Origin of the sequence: Natronomonas sp., assembly GCF_046483325.1 — an archaeon.
Taxonomy (GTDB): domain Archaea; phylum Halobacteriota; class Halobacteria; order Halobacteriales; family Haloarculaceae; genus Natronomonas.
The window spans coordinates 1-18,234 of record NZ_JAWODL010000046.1 but is presented as its reverse complement, the minus strand read 5'-3'; the positions used below and the strand labels follow the sequence as shown (position 1 = coordinate 18,234).

Below are 18,234 nucleotides of genomic sequence, written 5' to 3'. Positions count from 1 at the left end.
TCAACCGATAAGCGATTGTCAACGCATCCCTACTCAACGGTAGCTACCTATTAACAAGGACCCCTTAGGATGTTACCCTCTCCTATGGCAATCGATGGTAGGGGTGGGGTGGTAGAATGGTCCAACGGAGAAAACGACACGGCCGCATCGAATGCGAGCGGAACGAACGAGCGAACGTTGTCGATCGACTCCAAACAGCTCAGTGAGCTTCCGGGAAAGAAACGGCAACAAAGCGAGGAGCTCGACATCGGAGACGTCTTCGAGCTGTTAAAGAACGAACGACGACGTCGAGTGATACGGTTTCTAAACAAACAGGAAGACGGCGTTACGACGTTGAACGTGATGGCGGAGCACATCGCCGCCCTCGAGAACGATATCGACGTTTCGCAACTGTCGTCCAGTCAGCGCAAGCGCGTGTACATCGGGCTGTATCAGTGTCATCTACCGAAGATGGACGAGTACGGCGTCATCGACTTCCAGAAGAATCGAGGGATCATCACGCTCAAGAACACGGCTCAGATCGAGCCGTATCTCCCGGCGGCGGAGGACGCGGAGGTACCCGGCGATCACGGCCCAGACGAAGACGTTTCGACGGACGAGAGTACCGACGTGGATGCGGAAGCGATCGAAGAAACCGGTCGTTCGGATCTGTTCGCCGCCTCGGCCATCGCGGTGGCGGTCGCGATCGGAGCGGTGGGGGTCGGACCGCTCGCTGCCGTCCCGAGCGGGCTCTGGATCGCGATCAGTCTGGCTGCGCTGCTTTGGTTCGCGCGGGAGTGATGCGGATCGAGGGGCGTATCGTTCGACTACCGACACGAGCGAGCAGGGTAGTGTGGGCGTTCGCGGTTCCACGAGGCCGGTCAGCAGAGCTTACCAGCCACTAATAAAGCCAGTTATTGAGACGGTTCGGCGGAAAAGATTGTTTTTATATTCCTAACAATATACCGTGCGGTTCCCTACATGTACATGTTCGATCTTACCGCCTTTCAGCGAGATGTGCTGTACGTCACGGCAGGGCTGGACCGCCCCTCGGGACAGCGAATCAAAGCGGAGCTACAGAAGTCAATCGATCGTATCACGCACGGACGGCTGTACCCGAATCTCGATACGTTGGTCGAACAGGAATATCTCACGCAGGGGCAGATCGACAGGCGGACGAACTACTACGAGCTGACGGAGCAGGGAAAACGCGTCATCGTCGAACGGCGTGAGTGGGAAGATAACTACGTGGATATCGACACGATCGTGTAACGACGGGGAGACGGTGAGTCGACGATTCGACTGGTCCAGTAATTTCGGTCAGTAATTGCGTAGCGCCGCATCCCCCTCACAGGCGGGGGGGTAGGCGACCACCCTCCCATTCCGAAACACGGTGATAGTACACTCGTCGTGTGTAAACGTCAGATGGTCGTGGTGACGGTCGTCCATCAGTTTCCCCCGGAACAGCTGATCGAGCGCGTCGGGATCGACCGAATCGGAAAGCGGGGGACCGGAGCTCGGTTCCTTCCCGGAGAGCGCCAATACAACGTACATCACGGTCTGGCTCAGTGGATTGGGGGACGTCCAGTCGTGGTGAAGATGATACGACCCCCTAATCGGGTCGTATCCTAGATCTCCCGTTTCGCTGTCGAATTTCGTCATAATCGGGTGTCCTCTGGGTTAGGTGTTAATAGAGACTCACACGTCTTTGTTAGCCCCATACAATAGCACGTCGTTTCGGCGTTTACAGCGGTAATTGTCAATTTACCGTGACTATCGCGAATTTAAACACACAGCCACCGATCGGACGTCCCCGACCCAGAAATCGATGGTTTCGATATCGATCCCGGCAGGTTCAACCCGGCCGAATCCGAACGCGAGTGCATGAGTACGCTTCAGATCGCGGGCGGGACGGTACTTTTCGCGGACATGAACGTCCGCAAGGCCGATGTACTCGTCGACCGCGGGACGGGCCGAATCGTCGAGATAGGCGATACCGCCCGGGGAGACGATGTCCTCGACGCGAGCGATGGACTCGTCATCCCGGGGCTCGTCAACGCCCACTGTCACGCCCCCATGACGCTCTTGCGCGGCTACGCCGACGACAAACCGCTGGATGCGTGGCTCCGAGAAGATATCTGGCCGACGGAGGCCGAACTCGAAACCGCCGATATCGTCGCCGGTACCCGACTCGGCGCGGTCGAACTACTGGAAAACGGAGTGACGGCGCTCGGCGACATGTACTTCGAGGTACCGGAGGTCGCCGACGCGCTCGCCCGGGCCGGCCTCAGAGCCCGCGTCGGTCACGGTATCGTTACCGTCGGGAAAGACGAAGCCGCCGCGCGAACGGACTTCGAGACGGGCCTCGAGGTCGCGAGAGAACTCGACGGGATGGCCGAGGGTCGGATAACAACGGCGCTGATGCCGCACTCTTTGACGACCGTGGACGGCGAACTCCTCTCGGAATACGTTCCGCGCGCCCGCGAAGCGGGGATTTCGCTTCACTACCACGCCAACGAGACCCGCGACGAGGTCGAGCCGATCGTCGAGGAACGCGGGGTTCGACCGCTCGAATACGCCGACGGTCTCGGCATGCTCGAAGCGGACGACTTCATCGCCCACGGCGTTCACATCGATCGAACGGAGATCGAACTGCTCGCCGAACGCGGCGTCGGCGTCGCCCACTGCCCGGCCTCGAACATGAAGCTTGCGAGCGGGATCGCCCCCGTCCAGGAGATGCTCGACGCCGGGGTGACCGTCGGCATCGGCACCGACGGTGCGGCCTCGAACAACGATCTCGACGCGCTCGACGAACTCCGGGACGCAGCCATGGTCGGCAAGCTCAGAGCCGACGACGCCTCCGCGGTTTCGGCCCCCGATGTGGTCCGAGCGGCGACCGCAGGTGGAGCCGAACTGCTCGGATTCGATACCGGCCGGATCGAGACGGGCGCGCTCGCGGACCTCGCCGTGATCGATCTCGAAGCGCCGCATCTCACCCCGGCCCACGACCTCGTCAGCCACCTCGCCTACGCTGCTCGGGGATCCGACGTGCGACACACCGTCGTTGACGGCGACGTCGTCGTCCGGGATCGGGAGGTGTTGACCCTCGACGAGGCGGCCGTCCGCCGGGACGCCGAACGCCACGCCGAGTCGCTGATCGCGCGTGCCGAGTCGAACCGTTAAACGTTCACAGGACCGAATAAACGATATAGCTCGCACTCCTGCTTTCGTAACCTCGAAGCGTTCTCGATGAACGAAATGAACGAATATCCCAATTTAGGGTCAACATACCGGTACGAAAGGGTGGATATGAATCCGAATACGCGGCTCGTTGCAGTGGTGCTGTCGGCGCTGTTGGTGCTGTCGGTCCTCGGTCCCGGACTGGCGATGGCCGACGCGACATCAGCGAGCGGTAATTTGAGCATCAACGTAGCACAACACGACAGCGTCGTCGCGACGGTAACCGACGAAGACGGGGACGTGGCGAACGCGTCGGTGAACGTGACCGTCGAGGACGAGAACGTCACGTACGACGGCTCGGGCGCGTACACGACGGACGAGAACGGAACGGTCGGTCTACCGACGCCCGAGGAGACGGTGAACGTGACGGTCGACGCCACCTCGGAGAATCGAACCGCCACGACGACCGCGACGTTGACCGCTGACGCCGAGCCAGCGGGGGGAACGCCGTTCGGGCTTCGAGTGACCGAGTTCGTCCACTCACTTTTGGAGGGCGACGGGGACGACCGGAGCATCGGCGAGCGCGTGTCCGGCTTCGCCACGTCGAACAATCCGGGCAACGCCTCGGACCGATCCGATTCCGAGGACCGACGCGGGCCACCGGAATCGAACGGTTCGGACGGGCAGAGCGACTCGCCCACCCCGGACCAGTCGAACGAATCAGCCGACGACGCTGACGAACGACGCGGTCCGCCGTCGCACGCCGGACCGGACGGCGATTCGGGACCGCCGGCACACGCCGGCTACGATAGCGACGACGGACCGGACGCCGATCAAGAACGTGACGATGCGGGCGACGAGGGAGGCGACGGGGAGGCTGGTGCGGCCAGTGACCGCGGAGATGACGGCGAACGCGAAGACGGCGACGCCGGCGCCGAGCGTTCGAGCGGCGAAAGCGAACACGACGACGGGTCGAACGACGGCCCCGAGAACCGCGGAAGCGGTCCGGGCAACAGCGGAAACGCTCCCGGGAACGGACCACCGGATCGGTGATCGGACGAACCGTATTCGCCGACCGCACCGGCCTTCGGTAGCGTTTTCCCGCGGTCGCCCCTCGTGGCGAGTATGAGCCAGCCGACGATCACAGACCAGCTCGAGGACCCGGCCGAGGCCCGCGCTTCCGGCCGGAAGAAGATCGAGTGGGCCCGCCAGCACATGCCGATCATGACCGCCATCGCCGAGGAGTTCGGCGCGGAGAAGCCGCTCGACGGCGAGGTCGTAGCGATGGCGATGCACGTCGAGGCGAAGACGGCAGTCCTCACCGAGGTGCTCGCCGAAGCCGGCGCGGACGTGGCGATCACCGGCTGTAACCCCCTTTCGACTCACGACGACGTGAGCGCGGCGCTCGACGCGAACGATGCGGTCGTCTCCTATGCAAAACGCGAGGTCAACGACGAGGAGTACTACGGCGCTATCGAGGCGACGTTGGAGCACGAACCCACGGTCACCGTCGACGACGGCGGCGATCTGGTGATGGCGATCCACGACAACTACCCGGAACTCATCGACTCGATCCTCGGCGGCTGTGAGGAGACCACGACGGGCGTCCACCGCCTGCGCGCGATGGACGACGACGGCGCGCTGCGCTATCCCATGTTCGCGGTCAACGACACGCCGATGAAGCGGCTCTTCGACAACGTTCACGGGACGGGTGAGGCGTCGCTGTCGAACATCGCCATGACGACGAACCTCTCGTTCGCCGGCAAGACGGTCGTCGTCGCAGGTTACGGGTACTGCGGAAAGGGCGTCGCGATGAAGGCAAAGGGGCAGAACGCCCACGTGATCGTCACCGAAGTCGAACCTCGAAGCGCACTCGAAGCCCACATGGAGGGATACGAGGTCTGTCCGATGGCCGAGGCAGCCGGAAAGGGCGACATCTTCGTGACGACGACCGGAAACCGCGACGTGATCGTCGGCGAACACTTCGAGCGAATGTCCGACGGCGCCGTGCTCGCGAACGCCGGCCACTTCAACGTCGAGATAAACCTCGACGATCTCGACGATCTCGCGGTCTCACGCCGCGGGGTTCGCGACGGCGTCGAGGAGTTCGAGATGAAGGATGGCCGCCGGATCAACGTCCTCGCGGACGGCCGTCTCGTCAACCTCGCCTCGCCCGTCGCCATGGGACACCCGGTGGAGGTGATGGATCAAAGCTTCGGGATTCAGGCGGTCTGCGTCCGCGAGATGGTCGAGAACGACGACGCGTACGACGCCGGCGTTCACGACGTGCCGGACGACCTCGACCGAGAAGTCGCGGAGATCAAACTCGCCGCGGAGGGGATCGAGTTCGACGCGCTCAGCGACGAGCAAGTGGAGTACATGGGCAGCTGGCAGCACGGAACCTGATCGGGGAACGGTCACTCCGACGTGTGGTCGATCACAGTTCGTTTTTTACGTAGACGCCGAGATACCCGCCGAGTGCGCCCAACCCGACCGTGTACGCGCCGACGAACAGCAACACGAGGATACCGACGAGCCCGACCGCTCTCGGAACGCCCGCGAAGCCGAGTAAAAAGAGCGCAAAGATCAAAATGAGTAGGAACGGGACGAGCATGATCGCCCCGGCGATCGCACCGACCTTGAGTCCCGCCTTGGGCTGGCCACCTTCGAGGTACCCGGAGACGCCGCCACCGAGCACCGTCGAGAACGGGATGAAGGCGAGTACGATGCCGACGACGCCACCGATGAGAGCGCTGATAACGGTCGGGAACTCCGTAGCGGTACGTTCGGTGGGAGGAGCGGGCGTTTCAGTCTGGGCTGAACCCGTCGGATCGGAGTCCGGACGCTCGGGATCCGTCGCGGGGGAGGGCTCGGATACCATGAGGAGGGATACTCAGCCGTGTACAAAAGTCCCGGGGGAAAACCGGTCGTCAACGGGGAGGTCACTGCGATAGTTTTTATCCGGTCGGGCCAAACGACACCGTATGCAATGGCAAACGGATTGGGGGTTGCGGTTTCGCATGGCGTTTACCATGTTTCTCCTCTTCGCCCTCTATCTGATTTTTATCGGGATACTGACGCTGTATTTCGACAGCCTCCTGTTCGCAGCGATCATGCTCGGGGCATTCTCACTCGTCCAGTTTTTCTTCAGCGACAAACTCGCGCTCCGGTCGATGGGTGCACGGACCGTCACCGAAGAGGAGTACCCCAAGCTTCACGCGCAGATCTCGCGACTCGTCCAACAGGCGGACCTCCCGAAGCCGACGGTCGCGGTCGCCGAGAACCGGACGCCGAACGCCTTCGCGACCGGCCGGTCGCCCTCGAACGCGGCGGTCTGTGTGACGACGGGAATTCTCTCGACGCTCGACGACGACGAACTGGAGGGGGTGTTGGCTCACGAACTGGCTCACATCAAAAACCGCGACGTGGCGGTGATGACGATCGCGTCGTTCCTCTCGACGATCGCGTTTCTCATCGTCCGGTGGGGATGGCTCATCGGCGGCCGGAACCGAAACCAGGCCCCGATGGCCGTCGCGATCCTCGTCTCGCTGCTCGTGTGGGTGATCTCGTTTCTGCTCATCCGCGCGCTCAGCCGGTATCGTGAGTACAGCGCCGACCGCGGTGCGGCGATGATCACGGGCAACCCATCGGCGCTCGCGACAGCGCTAATGAAGATTTCCGGTCGGATGAATCAGGTCCCCGACGAGGACCTCCGCCAGCAAGCCGAGATGAACGCCTTCTTCATCATCCCGATCACCCGTGGATTCATCGGACGGATCGCGTCGACGCACCCGCCGACGGAATCGCGGATCGAGAAGCTTCGCGAACTCGAACGTGAGATCGAGCGCTAGGCAGATTCCCTGCTGTGGTTACTGAGTAGGCTCACGAGTTCGACGAGGACAGCGACGACGAGGGGACCGGCGATGATCCCGATGACACCCACGGTAAGCACGCCACCGACGAAGCCGACGAAGTAGAGACTGGCGGGGAGTTTCGCGCTGCGTGAGGCCATCCGGGGGCGGATGATGACGTCCGGAAGCAGTCCGATCAAGAGCGGACCGAGAATCACGATACCGATCGCCCGACCCGGCATTCCCAACAGCACGTCGTACCCCGCGAGCCCGATCGCGAGCACCCCAGGCCCGACGATCGGGAAGAACTGGAGGATCGACGAGATCACTGCAAGGACGAAGATGTCGGGGTAGCCGAGCGCGTAGAAGACGACCACCGCGATCGGGAACGTGATCGCGGCCGTCGCGGCCTGGATGACGTACAACGCGAAGAGGGTTCCGGCGACGCGCTCGTGGAGCGCGTGGAGCACGTCGTGGTACGCCGGCGGCGTGATCTCGTAGGCGGCTCGACCGACCGCCTGCGGGCGCAGGAGGAGTCCGTAGAGGATGAGCACGAACATGGCGAACTGCAGCGTGATGAAGATAGCGTCGGCTGCCAGCGAGATCGCGAGAGTTCGGAGGACGTCGTTTGCGGAGTTCGTGAGGTCCGCGATGTCGACCTCGACGACGAAGCCGAAGAATTCGACCGGAAGGTCGTCGGGAAGGTTGTTGAGCAGGTCGATGATGGCACTGCGGCGCTCGAACAGCGTGAGTCCGATCGGAATCAAGAGGACGACGACGGCGAAGAAGGCCGCCATCGTGAGTGTAGCGCTCGCGATGCGGTGAGGGACCCCCCGAGCGACTAGTCGTTGCCGGAGCGGGTAGAGGACGTACGCGACCGTGATCGCGAAGAAGACGACCTCGACGACGTTCCACAGGATCGCAGTCGCCAACAGCCCGACCGCCACGAGGAGTCCAGCGATGATGTGGCGACGGCGGCGAAGCGAGGCCATACGCCCGGATCCCCCCGTGGGGACAAAACCGTTTCCGGGATTTCACCGTCCACACCGGGACCGCTCCGTCGACCGGGACGCTTACATACCACCCAGTATAACCACAGGGTAATGAAACGGCGAACCTTCGTGTCGGCCACCGGAGGGGGTCTCGTTGCGCTGTCGGGCTGTCTCGGGAACGGCAACGGCGGGGACGACAACGGGACCGGTGGAAACGGCAACGGAGAGGACGACAACGGAGAGAACGGTACCGACACCGACGACGGTACACCGACCCCAACAGAGGACACGACCGTCACGATCGCCACGTACGACTCATTCGTCGACGGAAACGACCCCGTCGGGCCGTGGCTCAAAGAGGAGTTCGAAGCCGAATACGACGCGGGTATAGAGTTTCTGACGCCGAGTTCGGGTATCAACCAGTATATCCAGCGGGCACAACGTGGGGCGGACATCGACGTCGATCTGTACGTCGGGCTGAACGTCGACGAACTGATACGGATCGACGAACAGCTCGATTCGTCGCTTTTCGACCCGCTGGACGGCGATATCTCCGGCACCGATCGCGTCCGCGACGAACTCCGCTTCGATCCGGACGGACGGGCCATCCCCTACGACACCGGCTACATCAGTCTCGTCTACGACGAACGCGAGGTCACCCCCGAGACGTTCGAAGATCTCACGGATCCCGACAACGCGGGCGAACTCATCGTCCAGAACGCCCAACAGTCCGATCCGGGCGTCGCGTTCTTGTTGTGGACGATCCACGAGTTCGGCCCGGACGAATATCTCGACTACTGGGCCGACTTGGAGGACAACGACGTGCGCGTGCTCGGGTCGTGGGACGACGCGTACAACGCGTACCTCAACGAGGAGGCAGATATGGTCGTTTCCTACTCGACGGATCAAGTCTACAACGGCGACGTTCCACGACACCAGATCGGCTTTTTGAACGATCAGGGCTACGCCCAACCGGAGGGAATGGCCCGCTTCGCCGACGCGCCGAATCCCGATGCCGCACGCGACCTGATGGAATTCATGCTCCGCCCCGACGTTCAAGGCGTCATCGCCGAAAAGAACGTCCAGTTCCCCGCGGTCGAGGACGCCGAACTCGACGAGGAGTTCGACGCGGTCGCACACGTCCCCCCGGAACCGGTCACCTTCGGCTACGACGAACTCGCGGGCAACCTCGACGGCTGGATTGAAGCGTGGGCCCGACAGATCGTCGGGTGATGCGTCGTCGGCTTCGGCTCTCCGATCTGCCCGGACTCCTCGCCGGGGTCGTGACGGCGATACTCCTCGTCGTCATGCTGTATTATCCGGTCGCGAGCGTACTCGCCGGAGCCATTCTCGTCGACGGACGCCCGACGCTTGAACCGATCCTTTCGATCGTCGCGGACCCCTTCTACTGGGGTCTATTCCGATTTACCGCCTACCAAGCGCTGCTGTCGACGATCGCGAGTCTCGCGCTCGGGCTTCCGGGCGCATACGTGCTGTCGCGCTATGAGTTCCCCGGGCGACGGACGATCCGTTCGTTGACGCTTGTTCCGTTCGTGCTCCCCTCGATCATGGTCGCCGTCGGATTCGCCGCGATGTTCGGCACCGAGGGACCGCTGAACCGCGCGCTCGTGGCGTTCGGGCTGGCCCCCGTCGAGTTACTGTTTACGCTCCGGATCATCGTTCTCGCCCACGCCTTTTATAACGCGCCGCTCGTCGTCCGCGTCGTCGCGGCCGCCTGGGAGACCGTCGATTCGCGAACCGTCGAGACCGCACGGAGCCTCGGAGCGTCGCCGCGGCGCGCCTTTCTCGACGTGGTCGTACCGCAGCTCCTTCCGGCGGTGTTGACGAGTGCGCTGTTGATATTCATCTTCACGTTCATGTCGTTCCCGATCGTGTTGGCCCTCGGCGGCCTCCAACTCGCGACCGTCGAAGTGTGGCTCTACGACCGAATCACGAGCCTTCGACTCGGTGAAGCCGCCGCGCTCGCCGTCCTCGAGGCCACGATCACACTCGGCCTGACGTACGCGTATCTCCGCTATGAGACGGGACAGGCGGCGACGCGGAACGTCGCGTTGCGCGCTCGAAAGCGGCTGTTCGCCCGCTTCGATCTCGAACGATTCGCGATCGGTGCGTACGCGGCCGTCATCGGGGTCGTGTTTTTCGGCCCGGTCCTCTCGATGCTGCTCGCCAGCGTCACGAGCGTAAACGGCGGTATCACGCTCGAACACTACGAACTACTCTTCGCCCGACGGGAGGCAGTCGTCGGAACCCGGCCGGATATCGCCATCAGGAACTCGCTCGTGTTCGCCGTCGGGACACTTGCGCTCGCGGTCCCGATGGGCGTCGTGATCTCGATGCTGACCGAGAGGGACACGCTCATCGCGCGAGCCGTCGGGACCCTCGCGATGGTCCCATTCGCCGTCTCGGGGATCGTCGTCGGCCTCGGTCTGTTGCAGACGGTCGTCTTCGGCGTCGACGTGTTCGGCTATCGAGTACAGGTGACCGGCGCGGTGGCGATAGTCGCCGCCCACGCCGTCGGCGCGTACCCGTTCGTCGTCCGGACCGTCGCACCCGCACTCGCGTCGATGGACGATCGGCTCGTCGAATCCGCACGGGCGCTCGGCGCATCGAGAACCCGCGCACTCGTCGACATCGAACTCCCGATCGTGATGCCCGCGGTCGCCGCGGGTGCCGCCTTCGCCTTCGCGATCAGCATCGGCGAGTTCAATTCGACGATCGTGTTGGTCGAAGGTGGCAACGCCTACACGATGCCCGTCGCCGTCGAGCGCTACCTCGCCGATAGAACGCTCGGGCCGGCGACGGCGATGGGATCGGTGCTTTTGATCGTCACGAGCGTCAGTTTCGTTGTGATCGAACGCGTCGGCGCGTACGGAGGCTTCGAGTGATAATGGCGATGAGCCACGAACGGGGGAGTCGACAGTGAGAGTCGAACTGGACGGCGTCTCGAAACGCTACGGCGAGACGACCGCACTCGACTCGGCGTCGATCACCGTGGAGGACGGTGAGTTTTTTACGCTCGTCGGGCCCTCGGGCTGCGGCAAGACGACGACGCTCCGATTGCTCGCTGGGTTCGAGGAACCGACCGATGGGACGATCAGGTTCGATGGCGAGTCGGTCTCGAACCTCCCGCCAGAGGCCCGCTCGGTCGGCCTCGTCTTCCAGAGCTACGCGCTGTTTCCGCACATGAACGTGGCCGAAAACGTCGCGTACGGCCTGAAATTCGAGAATCCTCCGGGTGGCGTCTCGACGGACGAGCGCATCACCGACCTGCTCGAACTGGTCGGGCTCTCCGGGTTCGACGACCGCGATCCGACCGAGCTGTCCGGAGGACAACAACAGCGCGTTGCGCTCGCACGCGCGCTCGCTCCCGGTCCCGATCTCCTGTTGCTCGACGAGCCGATGAGCGCCCTCGACGCCCGTCTCAGGGAGCGACTGCGACGGGAGTTGAAAACGATTCAAAACGACCTCGGCGTGACGACGATCTACGTCACCCACGACCAGGCGGAAGCGCTCGCGATTTCGGATCGGCTCGCGGTGCTCTCCGACGGAGCCGTCGAGCAAGTGGGCGAACCCGAGCGCCTATATCGACGGCCTGAAAGCCGATTCGTCGCGGATTTCCTCGGCGAAAACAACGTGTTCGACGGCGAGGTGCTCAGATCGGAGGAGTCCGGGAGCCGGGGGCGAACGACCGTCCGTGCGGACGACTACGAGTTCGAACTGGTGACCGAGACGCCGATCGACGGGCACGTGACGTTCTGCGTCCGACCGAGCGCCTTCGGAACGAATGTGGACCGAAACCGTATCACCGGTCGCGTCCTCGACAGCGAGTTCCTGGGCGAAACGGTCCGGAATCGGGTATCGTGGCGGAACCGTGAACTCGTCGTCTCGCTTCGCGAACCACCCACAGGGGAGAGACTGACCGTCGGGTTCGATCCTGCGGACGCGTGGACAATTGGGGACAGTGGTGACGAAACGCCAAACCGACCGAATCGGTGACGAGACGTGCTATTCGCCGTCGAGCGGTTGGCCGCGCCGATCGACCCGCGTGGCCGGCAGCCCGGCGCGCTCGGCGTGTTCGTAGATCGTGTCCTCGTCCTCAGCCTGGTAATGACAGAACGTTCCGGTGACCTCACCGTCGTCGTTCGTCAGCACCTCGGATTCGACCCACCAGATGCCGACGTCTTCGGCGCGGAGCGATTTGAGCGCCTCTCCGGAGTTCTCGGCGGCACCTTTGAGCTCTTTACGGGTGATCGGTTCGTCCAGTTCGCGAAGGATCAGAAAATCGTCGAGGTCTTCATCGGACATGGTTTGCTTCGGTGGCACTTTTCGTCGATTGGATATAAAAAGGGTTACCATGTAGACGTCGGTCCATGCTCCGAGATTCTATCGTCGGATCGCGCGCCGATCCGGGAGGAAGGGCTATCCGAACGTCCGTTCGAGTTCGGATTCGAGTTCCTCGACGTAGGCCTCGAGGACGGTATCGAAGCGTTCTTTCTCGACGACGACTCCCGAACCGTCGAGTCGTCCGTAGGGATCGTCGGGCACCTCAAGGGAGAACGACTCGGACTCGTCGTCGTAGAACGGTTCGGACTCGTTGAGCACGTGCTGATCGATCCCGTGAATGAGCGTCGAGTCATACTCCTCGTTCAGCCGGTTGAAGACGTTCTTGTACGCCTGCTGAAGCTGCGGGAAGAAATCGACGTACTTCTTTTCGTCGAAAGTTTCGGCGTCCATGGATGGCGGTTGGAATCCGACCCTCAAAAAGCGGTCGGACCGGGCGGTCGGCGACGAAAACGGATCAAGTAGCCGAGACGAACGCAATCGCTTTGATCTCTCCGGGTGACCGATGCGTATGTTCCGAAGCGGCCGTTTCGTCGCAGACCACATCGAACCGACGACCGACGCCCAGCGCCAACCGAACGGGATCGATCTGACCCTGGATGCGGTGTTCCAACAAGTCGATTCGGGGCGGATCGGCCGCGACGACAAAACGGTGGGAGGACGAGAAGAGCTGAGGCCGAAGATGGAGGGTGAAGACGACAAAGATGGCGTCTATCACCTCTCGCGGGGAGGATACATCGTCCGCTACGGCGAGACGGTCTCGATTCCGGAGGGCCATATCGGATTCATCTATCCGCGGTCCTCGCTGATGCGGAACTGCTGCATGCTCAACACGGCCGTCTGGGACGCCGGTTACGAGGGGAAAGGCGAGGGACTGCTGGAAGTCCACCACGAGATCGAACTCGAGGTGGGCGCCCGAATTGCACAGATCGTTCTCGCCGAAGCCGGCCACGAGGGAATCTACGACGGGAGTTATCAGGGCGAAAACCTCTGAGGTCTTAATAAACCTTTGAATTTCGTATAAAGCTCCGAGGTCCGAATCGTCGCTTACGCAGGCGCGACGCCGACCGTCAGGAGCGTCCCGAACTCGCGATACCGCTCGATCATCGCCTCACGGCTTTCCCACTCCTCCGTGGGGAACGCCGGCTCCTCGGGAATCTCAGTCTCCGTGTCGGGGATGTTGTCCTGACCTGCGACGAACAGTCCGGCCTCGCGGAACGCGTCGCGATACTCCGGGGCGGACCAACGGGTCATCTCGATCGAGATGTTCTCCTGCCAGACGTGTGAGTGGACGTTCTCCTCGTAGTAGTTCACCGCACAGTAGAACGTCCCGCCCGGACGGAGCACCCGACGGATCTCACGGAGCGTCTGGATCGGGTTCTGGGCGTAGTAGAACGCCTCCATCGAGAAGACGTGATCGACGGAGTCGGTAGCCAACGGGAGGGACTCGAAGTCGCCACGAAGGAATCCGATCCCACCGTCGTCGGTGTAATCTCGGGCGTTTCGAAGCATCTCCGGCGCGCCGTCGAAACCGTAGGACGGACCGGCGTTTGCGGCTTCGCGAAGCGCCCGCAGCGCGTATCCGGACCCGGTGCCGAGATCGAGGACCGTCTCTCCCTCCTCGACGGGCATTCTGGCGAGGGCGTGCTTCGCCGTGTGCCAGTGACGCTGTTCCATCCCCCGATCCCGCCCCTCGGCGGCCCACGCGTCGAACTCCGTTGCGACACTCATGATAGAGCGGAGCATCCGGAGTCATAAAACGGTACAGCATCGACGCAGGATGGGGCGATCGAACGGCCGAACGTGATCACTCGCTACCGCACGCCTTGCAGGTGACGACCATCTCATCCAGATCGGGCATACGGACGTCGTCGACGCCCTCGATCGGGACGAGGCTGTGTCGTGTCTCGCGCCCGCACCGGTCGCACTCGAGGAGCGCTTCCGTCTGCTCCCACTCGTGGCGAGCGCCCGGGGAGCCGATCGCGATACCCCTGACGACGTCGTCGCTCCGATTGCCGCCGGTCTGGTAGACGTCGTCCGCGTGGAAGTGGATCAGTTCGTTGGGACCGATCTCGACGGGATCGCTTTCGGCGCCTGGCCCCGTCGTACATTCGAACGTCGCCGTGCCCTCGAGCACGTAGAACAGCTCCTCTTGGTTGAAGTGTTTGTGTGGCGCTCCCGAGAACGTTTCACCCGGTTCGAGTTCGAAGACGACCATCGCGAAGCCCATGTCGTCGACGACCCGGGAGATCGGCCGCCGATCGGAGTTGATGCCCATCAGGTGCGGTACCGGTTCGACGTCCTCGACTGCGACCTTTTTCATGATGATTGGGTACAGTGAACACAGAGAAGTACGTTCGGGTACGGGAAGTTGCCCAGAGGCACTACCCGGGGGGGTCCGAAAGAGTACCACAAAGAAGACCACTCTGCCTGATAGCGATAGTTTATATGCTCATTGATAGCAAAACTCGTATGCCGATCGAATCGAGAGCCGCCGTCCTCGAGGAGCCGATCGACGACCACGATTTCACCGGTCGCAGACCCGTCTCTGTCGAGACCGTCGAAGTGGCCGATCCCACGGGCGAGGAGGTGCTCGTCGAGATCGGTGCCACGAGCCTCTGTCACACCGACGTCGGGTTCGCGCTCGGGCACTTCGATTGCGCGTATCCGCTCGTCTTGGGCCACGAGGGGGCCGGCGTGGTGACAGCCGTCGGCGATCGCGTGCACGACCTCGAGGTCGGCGATCACGTCGTGTTGGGCCGGATCGCCTGCGGGCGCTGCGAGCAGTGTCGCGCCGGCCACTCGAACCTCTGTGCGAGACGCGTTCCGGCCAACGAGAGCGGGCGACTCCGGACGGGAACAGTTCCGTTCAGCCGCGACGGCGACCCGGTGCATCACTGTCTCGGCGTCTCCTCGTTCTCCGAGTACACGCTGGTGAGCGAGGACGTGGCGATCCCGGTACCGGAGGAACTGCCGATGGACAGAGCGTGTCTGCTCGGCTGCGGCGTGTTCACCGGGTTCGGTGCGGTAGAGAACACCGCCGCGGTCGAACTCGGATCGTCGGTCGCGATCTTCGGCGTCGGCGGCGTCGGGCTCAACGGGGTGCAGGCGGCCGACATCTGCGATGCGGATCCCGTCATCGCCGTCGACGTGGTCCCCGAAAAGCTCGAGTTGGCCCGCGAACTGGGTGCGACACACGCCGTCGACGCCGGCGGGACGGATCCGGTCGAACGGATACGCGAGGTGTGCCCGGACGGCGTCGACTACGCCTTCGAGATGACCGGCCAAAGCGCCGTCATCACGCAGGCGCTCGATGCGGTCGGATCACGCGGGGAAGTCATCGTCGTCGGCGTTCCGCCGTTCGGAAAAGAGAGCGTCGATCTCGACGTCTACGGGATGTTGTTCGGCGAAAAGGCGATCAGAGGTTCGCTGTCGGGGTCGTACAATCTGCCGCTCGCGATCCCGCGACTCGCGGAGCTCGTCGTCGACGGCAAACTCTCGCTCGACGAGCTCGTCACCGGTACGCGCCCGATAACCGAGATCAACGAGGCGATGGACGCCCTCGAGGGCGGCGGGCAGATACGGCAGTTGATCGTTCCGTGAGCTTCCGCCGGGGGCACGACTCGGATCAAGGCTTTTAGTACCGGGCGGAGTGGGTGTGTGGTGATGACACTCGACGTGCCCGAATTCACTCACGGCTACCGCCCAGGAACGATTCACTTCGGCCGCGGGTGTATCTCGAGTATCGGAGATCGCCTATCGGAGCGTGGCTGTGAACGCTCGCTCGTCGTGTGCGGGCGAAACGTCGGCGCGAACCGAGAGCTCATCGAGCCGCTCGAATCGGGGCTCGATGGGACCGAGGTCGAGGTCTTCGACGAGACGACGCCACAAAAACGGATGGAGACTGTCTACGAGGGCGTCGATCGGTTACGCGAGGTCGACGCCGACGCCATCGTCGCGGTCGGCTCGGGCAGTAGCCTCGACGTCGCGCGGTTCATGCGACTTCTCGACGGGGATTTCCGCCCGCTCGACGCGCTTCGCGAGGAGATCGACGCGAACGGAACGCCGTCGGTACCCGAGGACGACGAACTCATTCCCATGTACGCCGTGCCGACGACGTTCGCCGGCGCGGATCTCTCGGTCGCCGCCGCGGTCACGTATCCGACGGCCGACGGCGGGAGGGCCGAAACGATCCCGGTCGGGAACGGACTCATGCCGACCGAACTGTTCTACGATTCGGCGCTGTTCGAGACGACGCCGATGAGCGTCCTCGCCGGATCGGCGTTCAACGGCTTCGATAAGGCGCTCGAGATGGTGTATTCGGCGTTCGCAAACCCGATCACGGATGCGGCCGCCGTCCGGTCGCTGAAGTATCTCAGATCGTCCCTCCCGGAGCTGCCGACGGCCGAGGAGCCCGAGATCGTGGATCGGGCAGTCGCCGGGATGATACTCGCACAGTACGGCGTCTCCACACCCGAACGGTACAAGTGCAACGTTGTCCACGCTTTCGGTCACGGGCTTCGAAACCAGTTCGGCGTTCAACAGGGGAGCGCCCACGCCGTCATGGTGCCTCACGTTCTCGAGTTGCTCTTCGAGCAGGTCGATGGTCGACGCGAGGTGCTCGCGGAGGGCCTCGTCGTCGACGCCGATGAACGGGACCCAGGCCCGGCGGTGATCGATGCAGTCACCGAGATCCGGGACGGTCTCGGCCTCCCGTCCCGGCTTCGCGATCTGGATGGTACGTCGGCCGACGGCCTACGGAACGCGGCCGTGCTCGCCCACGAGGACGCCTTCATGAACATCGGGCCCGCGGAGTTCGACCCCACCGTCGACGACATCGAGGCGATCCTTGAACGGGCGTGGTGACGCTCGGGACGGAGCGCCGGGGATCCGTTTCTCCTACGACAGTGACACCCGTCGCCACGCCTCCAGCGTGAACCCCTCGTACTCGGTTTGGCGCTCCAGTAGCCATTCGTCGGCGTCGAACTCGGGGTAGTACGCGTCGCCGTCGTACGCACCCGGAACGCGGCTCAAGAGCATCCGATCGAGATGCGGTTGGGACAACGCGTAGATCCCGCCGCCACCCAGTACGTACGCCGTCTCGGAACCGAGCGACGCCGCGAGTTCCGCCGCGACCTCGATCGCTTCCTCGACGTTGCCGGCGTGGTGGGCCGTCTCGACGCCGTACTCACGTGCCGTGCGACTCAAGACGATCTGAACTCGGCCGGGGAGGTCGTCGCGCATCGACTCGAAGGTCCGACGACCGAGAATGACCGGCGAGTCGGCGACCCGGGTGCGGTACTGCTTTTTATCGGCGGGGATCGAGTCCCAAGGGAGTTCGCCGTCGAGGCCGATAACGCCGTTCTCGGCGACCGCGGCGACGGAGACGAGTTCCATTGGTTACGCCTCGTATCGCTCGCCGGCCGGAATCGCTATCTCCAGCCAGTTTTCCTGCGGCGGGAGCGGACACTCATACGCCGCGCTGTACGCGCAAAACGGGCTGTACGCGAGGTTGAAATCGAGCGTGAACGTGATGCCGTCCTCCGGTTTTCCGTCGTAGTGCAGCTCGATGTACCGGCCGCCGGGGTACGTCTGTTGGCCAGTCGTCTTATCCCGGAACGGGACGAACAGCGAGCCCTCGCCCTGATCGACGCGACGATAGCCCACGAGCGTCTGTTCGGTGCGGTCGCCGTGCTGGTCGGGCACTTCGAAGTGCAACCGTACAACGCGTTCGTACAGCTGTTCGCCGTCAGTGCTCGTCGCCATCGCGATCGTCTCGTCGCTCTCGTCGAGTTCGACGGTCGCCTCGACGCGATAGGCCGGGTCGGGATCGAAGTACTCGAGGCCGTCGAACTCCCGCCGTCCGTCCG

The 18,234-nt window shown here is 63.3% G+C and carries 21 protein-coding genes; 12 read left to right on the top strand and 9 right to left on the bottom strand.

Features of this window, described 5'->3' with window-relative positions; genetic code table 11:
- The first annotated feature begins 84 nt into the window (after positions 1-84).
- Both R6U53_RS13910 and R6U53_RS13905 read left to right on the top strand, forming a co-directional pair.
- Positions 85-780: a hypothetical protein gene (locus R6U53_RS13910; RefSeq protein WP_410322974.1), complete on the top strand. Its 696-nt coding sequence runs from the start codon at positions 85-87 to the stop codon at positions 778-780.
- Positions 781-966: 186 nt separating this feature from the next.
- Entirely contained in the window at positions 967-1,251 is a 285-nt protein-coding gene (locus R6U53_RS13905) for a PadR family transcriptional regulator (RefSeq protein ID WP_410322973.1), read from the top strand.
- A 48-nt stretch (positions 1,252-1,299) separates the two neighbouring features.
- On the opposite strand, the gene R6U53_RS13900 is transcribed toward R6U53_RS13905, so the two are convergent.
- Positions 1,300-1,641 (bottom strand): HalOD1 output domain-containing protein, encoded by a 342-nt coding sequence (locus R6U53_RS13900; RefSeq protein ID WP_410322972.1) that lies wholly within the window; start codon positions 1,639-1,641, stop codon positions 1,300-1,302.
- 222 nt (positions 1,642-1,863) lie between these two features.
- Between R6U53_RS13900 and R6U53_RS13895 the strand changes: the two genes are divergently transcribed.
- The 3 genes from R6U53_RS13895 (at position 1,864) to R6U53_RS13885 (ending at position 5,565) form a co-directional block, all read left to right on the top strand.
- The gene (locus tag R6U53_RS13895) at positions 1,864-3,162 is read left to right on the top strand and encodes an amidohydrolase (RefSeq protein ID WP_410322971.1); all 1,299 of its coding nucleotides are present in this window, start codon (positions 1,864-1,866) and stop codon (positions 3,160-3,162) included.
- 126 nt (positions 3,163-3,288) lie between these two features.
- On the top strand, positions 3,289-4,212 hold the full coding sequence (locus R6U53_RS13890) for a hypothetical protein (RefSeq protein WP_410322970.1): 924 nt from the start codon (positions 3,289-3,291) through the stop codon (positions 4,210-4,212).
- Positions 4,213-4,284: 72 nt separating this feature from the next.
- Positions 4,285-5,565 carry an adenosylhomocysteinase gene (locus R6U53_RS13885; RefSeq protein ID WP_410322969.1) on the top strand — a complete coding sequence of 427 codons (1,281 nt, stop codon included), beginning with the start codon at positions 4,285-4,287 and terminating at the stop codon, positions 5,563-5,565.
- A 31-nt stretch (positions 5,566-5,596) separates the two neighbouring features.
- Here the strand turns inward: R6U53_RS13885 and R6U53_RS13880 are convergent, their stop codons facing one another.
- A complete protein-coding gene (locus R6U53_RS13880) occupies positions 5,597-6,040 on the bottom strand; it encodes a DUF5518 domain-containing protein (protein ID WP_410322968.1) in 444 nt (147 codons plus the stop codon).
- Between the two features lie 103 nt (positions 6,041-6,143).
- On the opposite strand from R6U53_RS13880, the gene htpX reads away from it, so the two are divergent.
- Positions 6,144-7,010 (top strand): zinc metalloprotease HtpX, encoded by an 867-nt coding sequence (gene htpX / locus R6U53_RS13875; protein ID WP_410322967.1) that lies wholly within the window; start codon positions 6,144-6,146, stop codon positions 7,008-7,010.
- Here the strand turns inward: htpX and R6U53_RS13870 are convergent.
- On the bottom strand, positions 7,007-8,002 hold the full coding sequence (locus tag R6U53_RS13870; RefSeq protein ID WP_410322966.1) for an AI-2E family transporter: 996 nt from the start codon (positions 8,000-8,002) through the stop codon (positions 7,007-7,009). The two genes, htpX and R6U53_RS13870, sit on opposite strands and share 4 nt — an antisense overlap.
- A gap of 111 nt (positions 8,003-8,113) precedes the next feature.
- Here R6U53_RS13870 and R6U53_RS13865 point away from each other — a divergent pair, with 111 nt between their 5' ends.
- Genes R6U53_RS13865 through R6U53_RS13855 form a run of 3 tightly spaced genes read left to right on the top strand, consistent with a single transcriptional unit; the run spans position 8,114 to position 12,019 of the window.
- Positions 8,114-9,235, top strand: coding sequence for a thiamine ABC transporter substrate binding subunit (locus R6U53_RS13865; protein ID WP_410322965.1), 1,122 nt, complete (start codon positions 8,114-8,116; stop codon positions 9,233-9,235).
- A complete protein-coding gene (locus R6U53_RS13860) occupies positions 9,235-10,908 on the top strand; it encodes an ABC transporter permease (protein ID WP_410322995.1) in 1,674 nt (557 codons plus the stop codon). Before R6U53_RS13865 ends, R6U53_RS13860 begins: the two co-directional genes overlap by 1 nt.
- Positions 10,909-10,942: 34 nt before the next feature.
- The gene (locus R6U53_RS13855; protein ID WP_410322964.1) at positions 10,943-12,019 is read left to right on the top strand and encodes an ABC transporter ATP-binding protein; all 1,077 of its coding nucleotides are present in this window, start codon (positions 10,943-10,945) and stop codon (positions 12,017-12,019) included.
- A gap of 9 nt (positions 12,020-12,028) precedes the next feature.
- On the opposite strand, the gene R6U53_RS13850 is transcribed toward R6U53_RS13855, so the two are convergent.
- Complete coding sequence (locus tag R6U53_RS13850; protein WP_410322963.1) at positions 12,029-12,328, bottom strand: DUF4242 domain-containing protein; 300 nt, start codon at positions 12,326-12,328, stop codon at positions 12,029-12,031.
- A gap of 114 nt (positions 12,329-12,442) precedes the next feature.
- Positions 12,443-12,757 carry a DUF5783 family protein gene (locus R6U53_RS13845; protein WP_410322962.1) on the bottom strand — a complete coding sequence of 105 codons (315 nt, stop codon included), beginning with the start codon at positions 12,755-12,757 and terminating at the stop codon, positions 12,443-12,445.
- A gap of 118 nt (positions 12,758-12,875) precedes the next feature.
- Between R6U53_RS13845 and R6U53_RS13840 the strand changes: the two genes are divergently transcribed.
- On the top strand, positions 12,876-13,358 hold the full coding sequence (locus tag R6U53_RS13840) for a deoxyuridine 5'-triphosphate nucleotidohydrolase (protein WP_410322961.1): 483 nt from the start codon (positions 12,876-12,878) through the stop codon (positions 13,356-13,358).
- A 53-nt stretch (positions 13,359-13,411) separates the two neighbouring features.
- Here the strand turns inward: R6U53_RS13840 and R6U53_RS13835 are convergent, their stop codons facing one another.
- On the bottom strand, positions 13,412-14,095 hold the full coding sequence (locus R6U53_RS13835; protein WP_410322960.1) for a class I SAM-dependent methyltransferase: 684 nt from the start codon (positions 14,093-14,095) through the stop codon (positions 13,412-13,414).
- A 76-nt stretch (positions 14,096-14,171) separates the two neighbouring features.
- Entirely contained in the window at positions 14,172-14,687 is a 516-nt protein-coding gene (locus R6U53_RS13830) for a cupin domain-containing protein (protein WP_410322959.1), read from the bottom strand.
- A gap of 149 nt (positions 14,688-14,836) precedes the next feature.
- Between R6U53_RS13830 and R6U53_RS13825 the strand changes: the two genes are divergently transcribed.
- Both R6U53_RS13825 and R6U53_RS13820 read left to right on the top strand, forming a co-directional pair.
- Positions 14,837-15,967, top strand: coding sequence for a zinc-binding dehydrogenase (locus R6U53_RS13825; protein WP_410322958.1), 1,131 nt, complete (start codon positions 14,837-14,839; stop codon positions 15,965-15,967).
- Positions 15,968-16,030: 63 nt separating this feature from the next.
- Positions 16,031-17,230 (top strand): iron-containing alcohol dehydrogenase family protein, encoded by a 1,200-nt coding sequence (locus R6U53_RS13820; RefSeq protein ID WP_410322957.1) that lies wholly within the window; start codon positions 16,031-16,033, stop codon positions 17,228-17,230.
- Positions 17,231-17,263: 33 nt separating this feature from the next.
- Here R6U53_RS13820 and R6U53_RS13815 read toward each other — a convergent pair whose 3' ends face one another.
- Together R6U53_RS13815 and R6U53_RS13810 are read right to left on the bottom strand one after the other, a co-directional pair.
- Positions 17,264-17,761, bottom strand: a complete 498-nt coding sequence (locus R6U53_RS13815; RefSeq protein ID WP_410322956.1) for a dihydrofolate reductase — start codon at positions 17,759-17,761, stop codon at positions 17,264-17,266.
- A gap of 3 nt (positions 17,762-17,764) precedes the next feature.
- On the bottom strand, positions 17,765-18,234 hold a 470-nt coding region (locus R6U53_RS13810; protein ID WP_410322955.1), incomplete at its 5' end, for a DUF1684 domain-containing protein.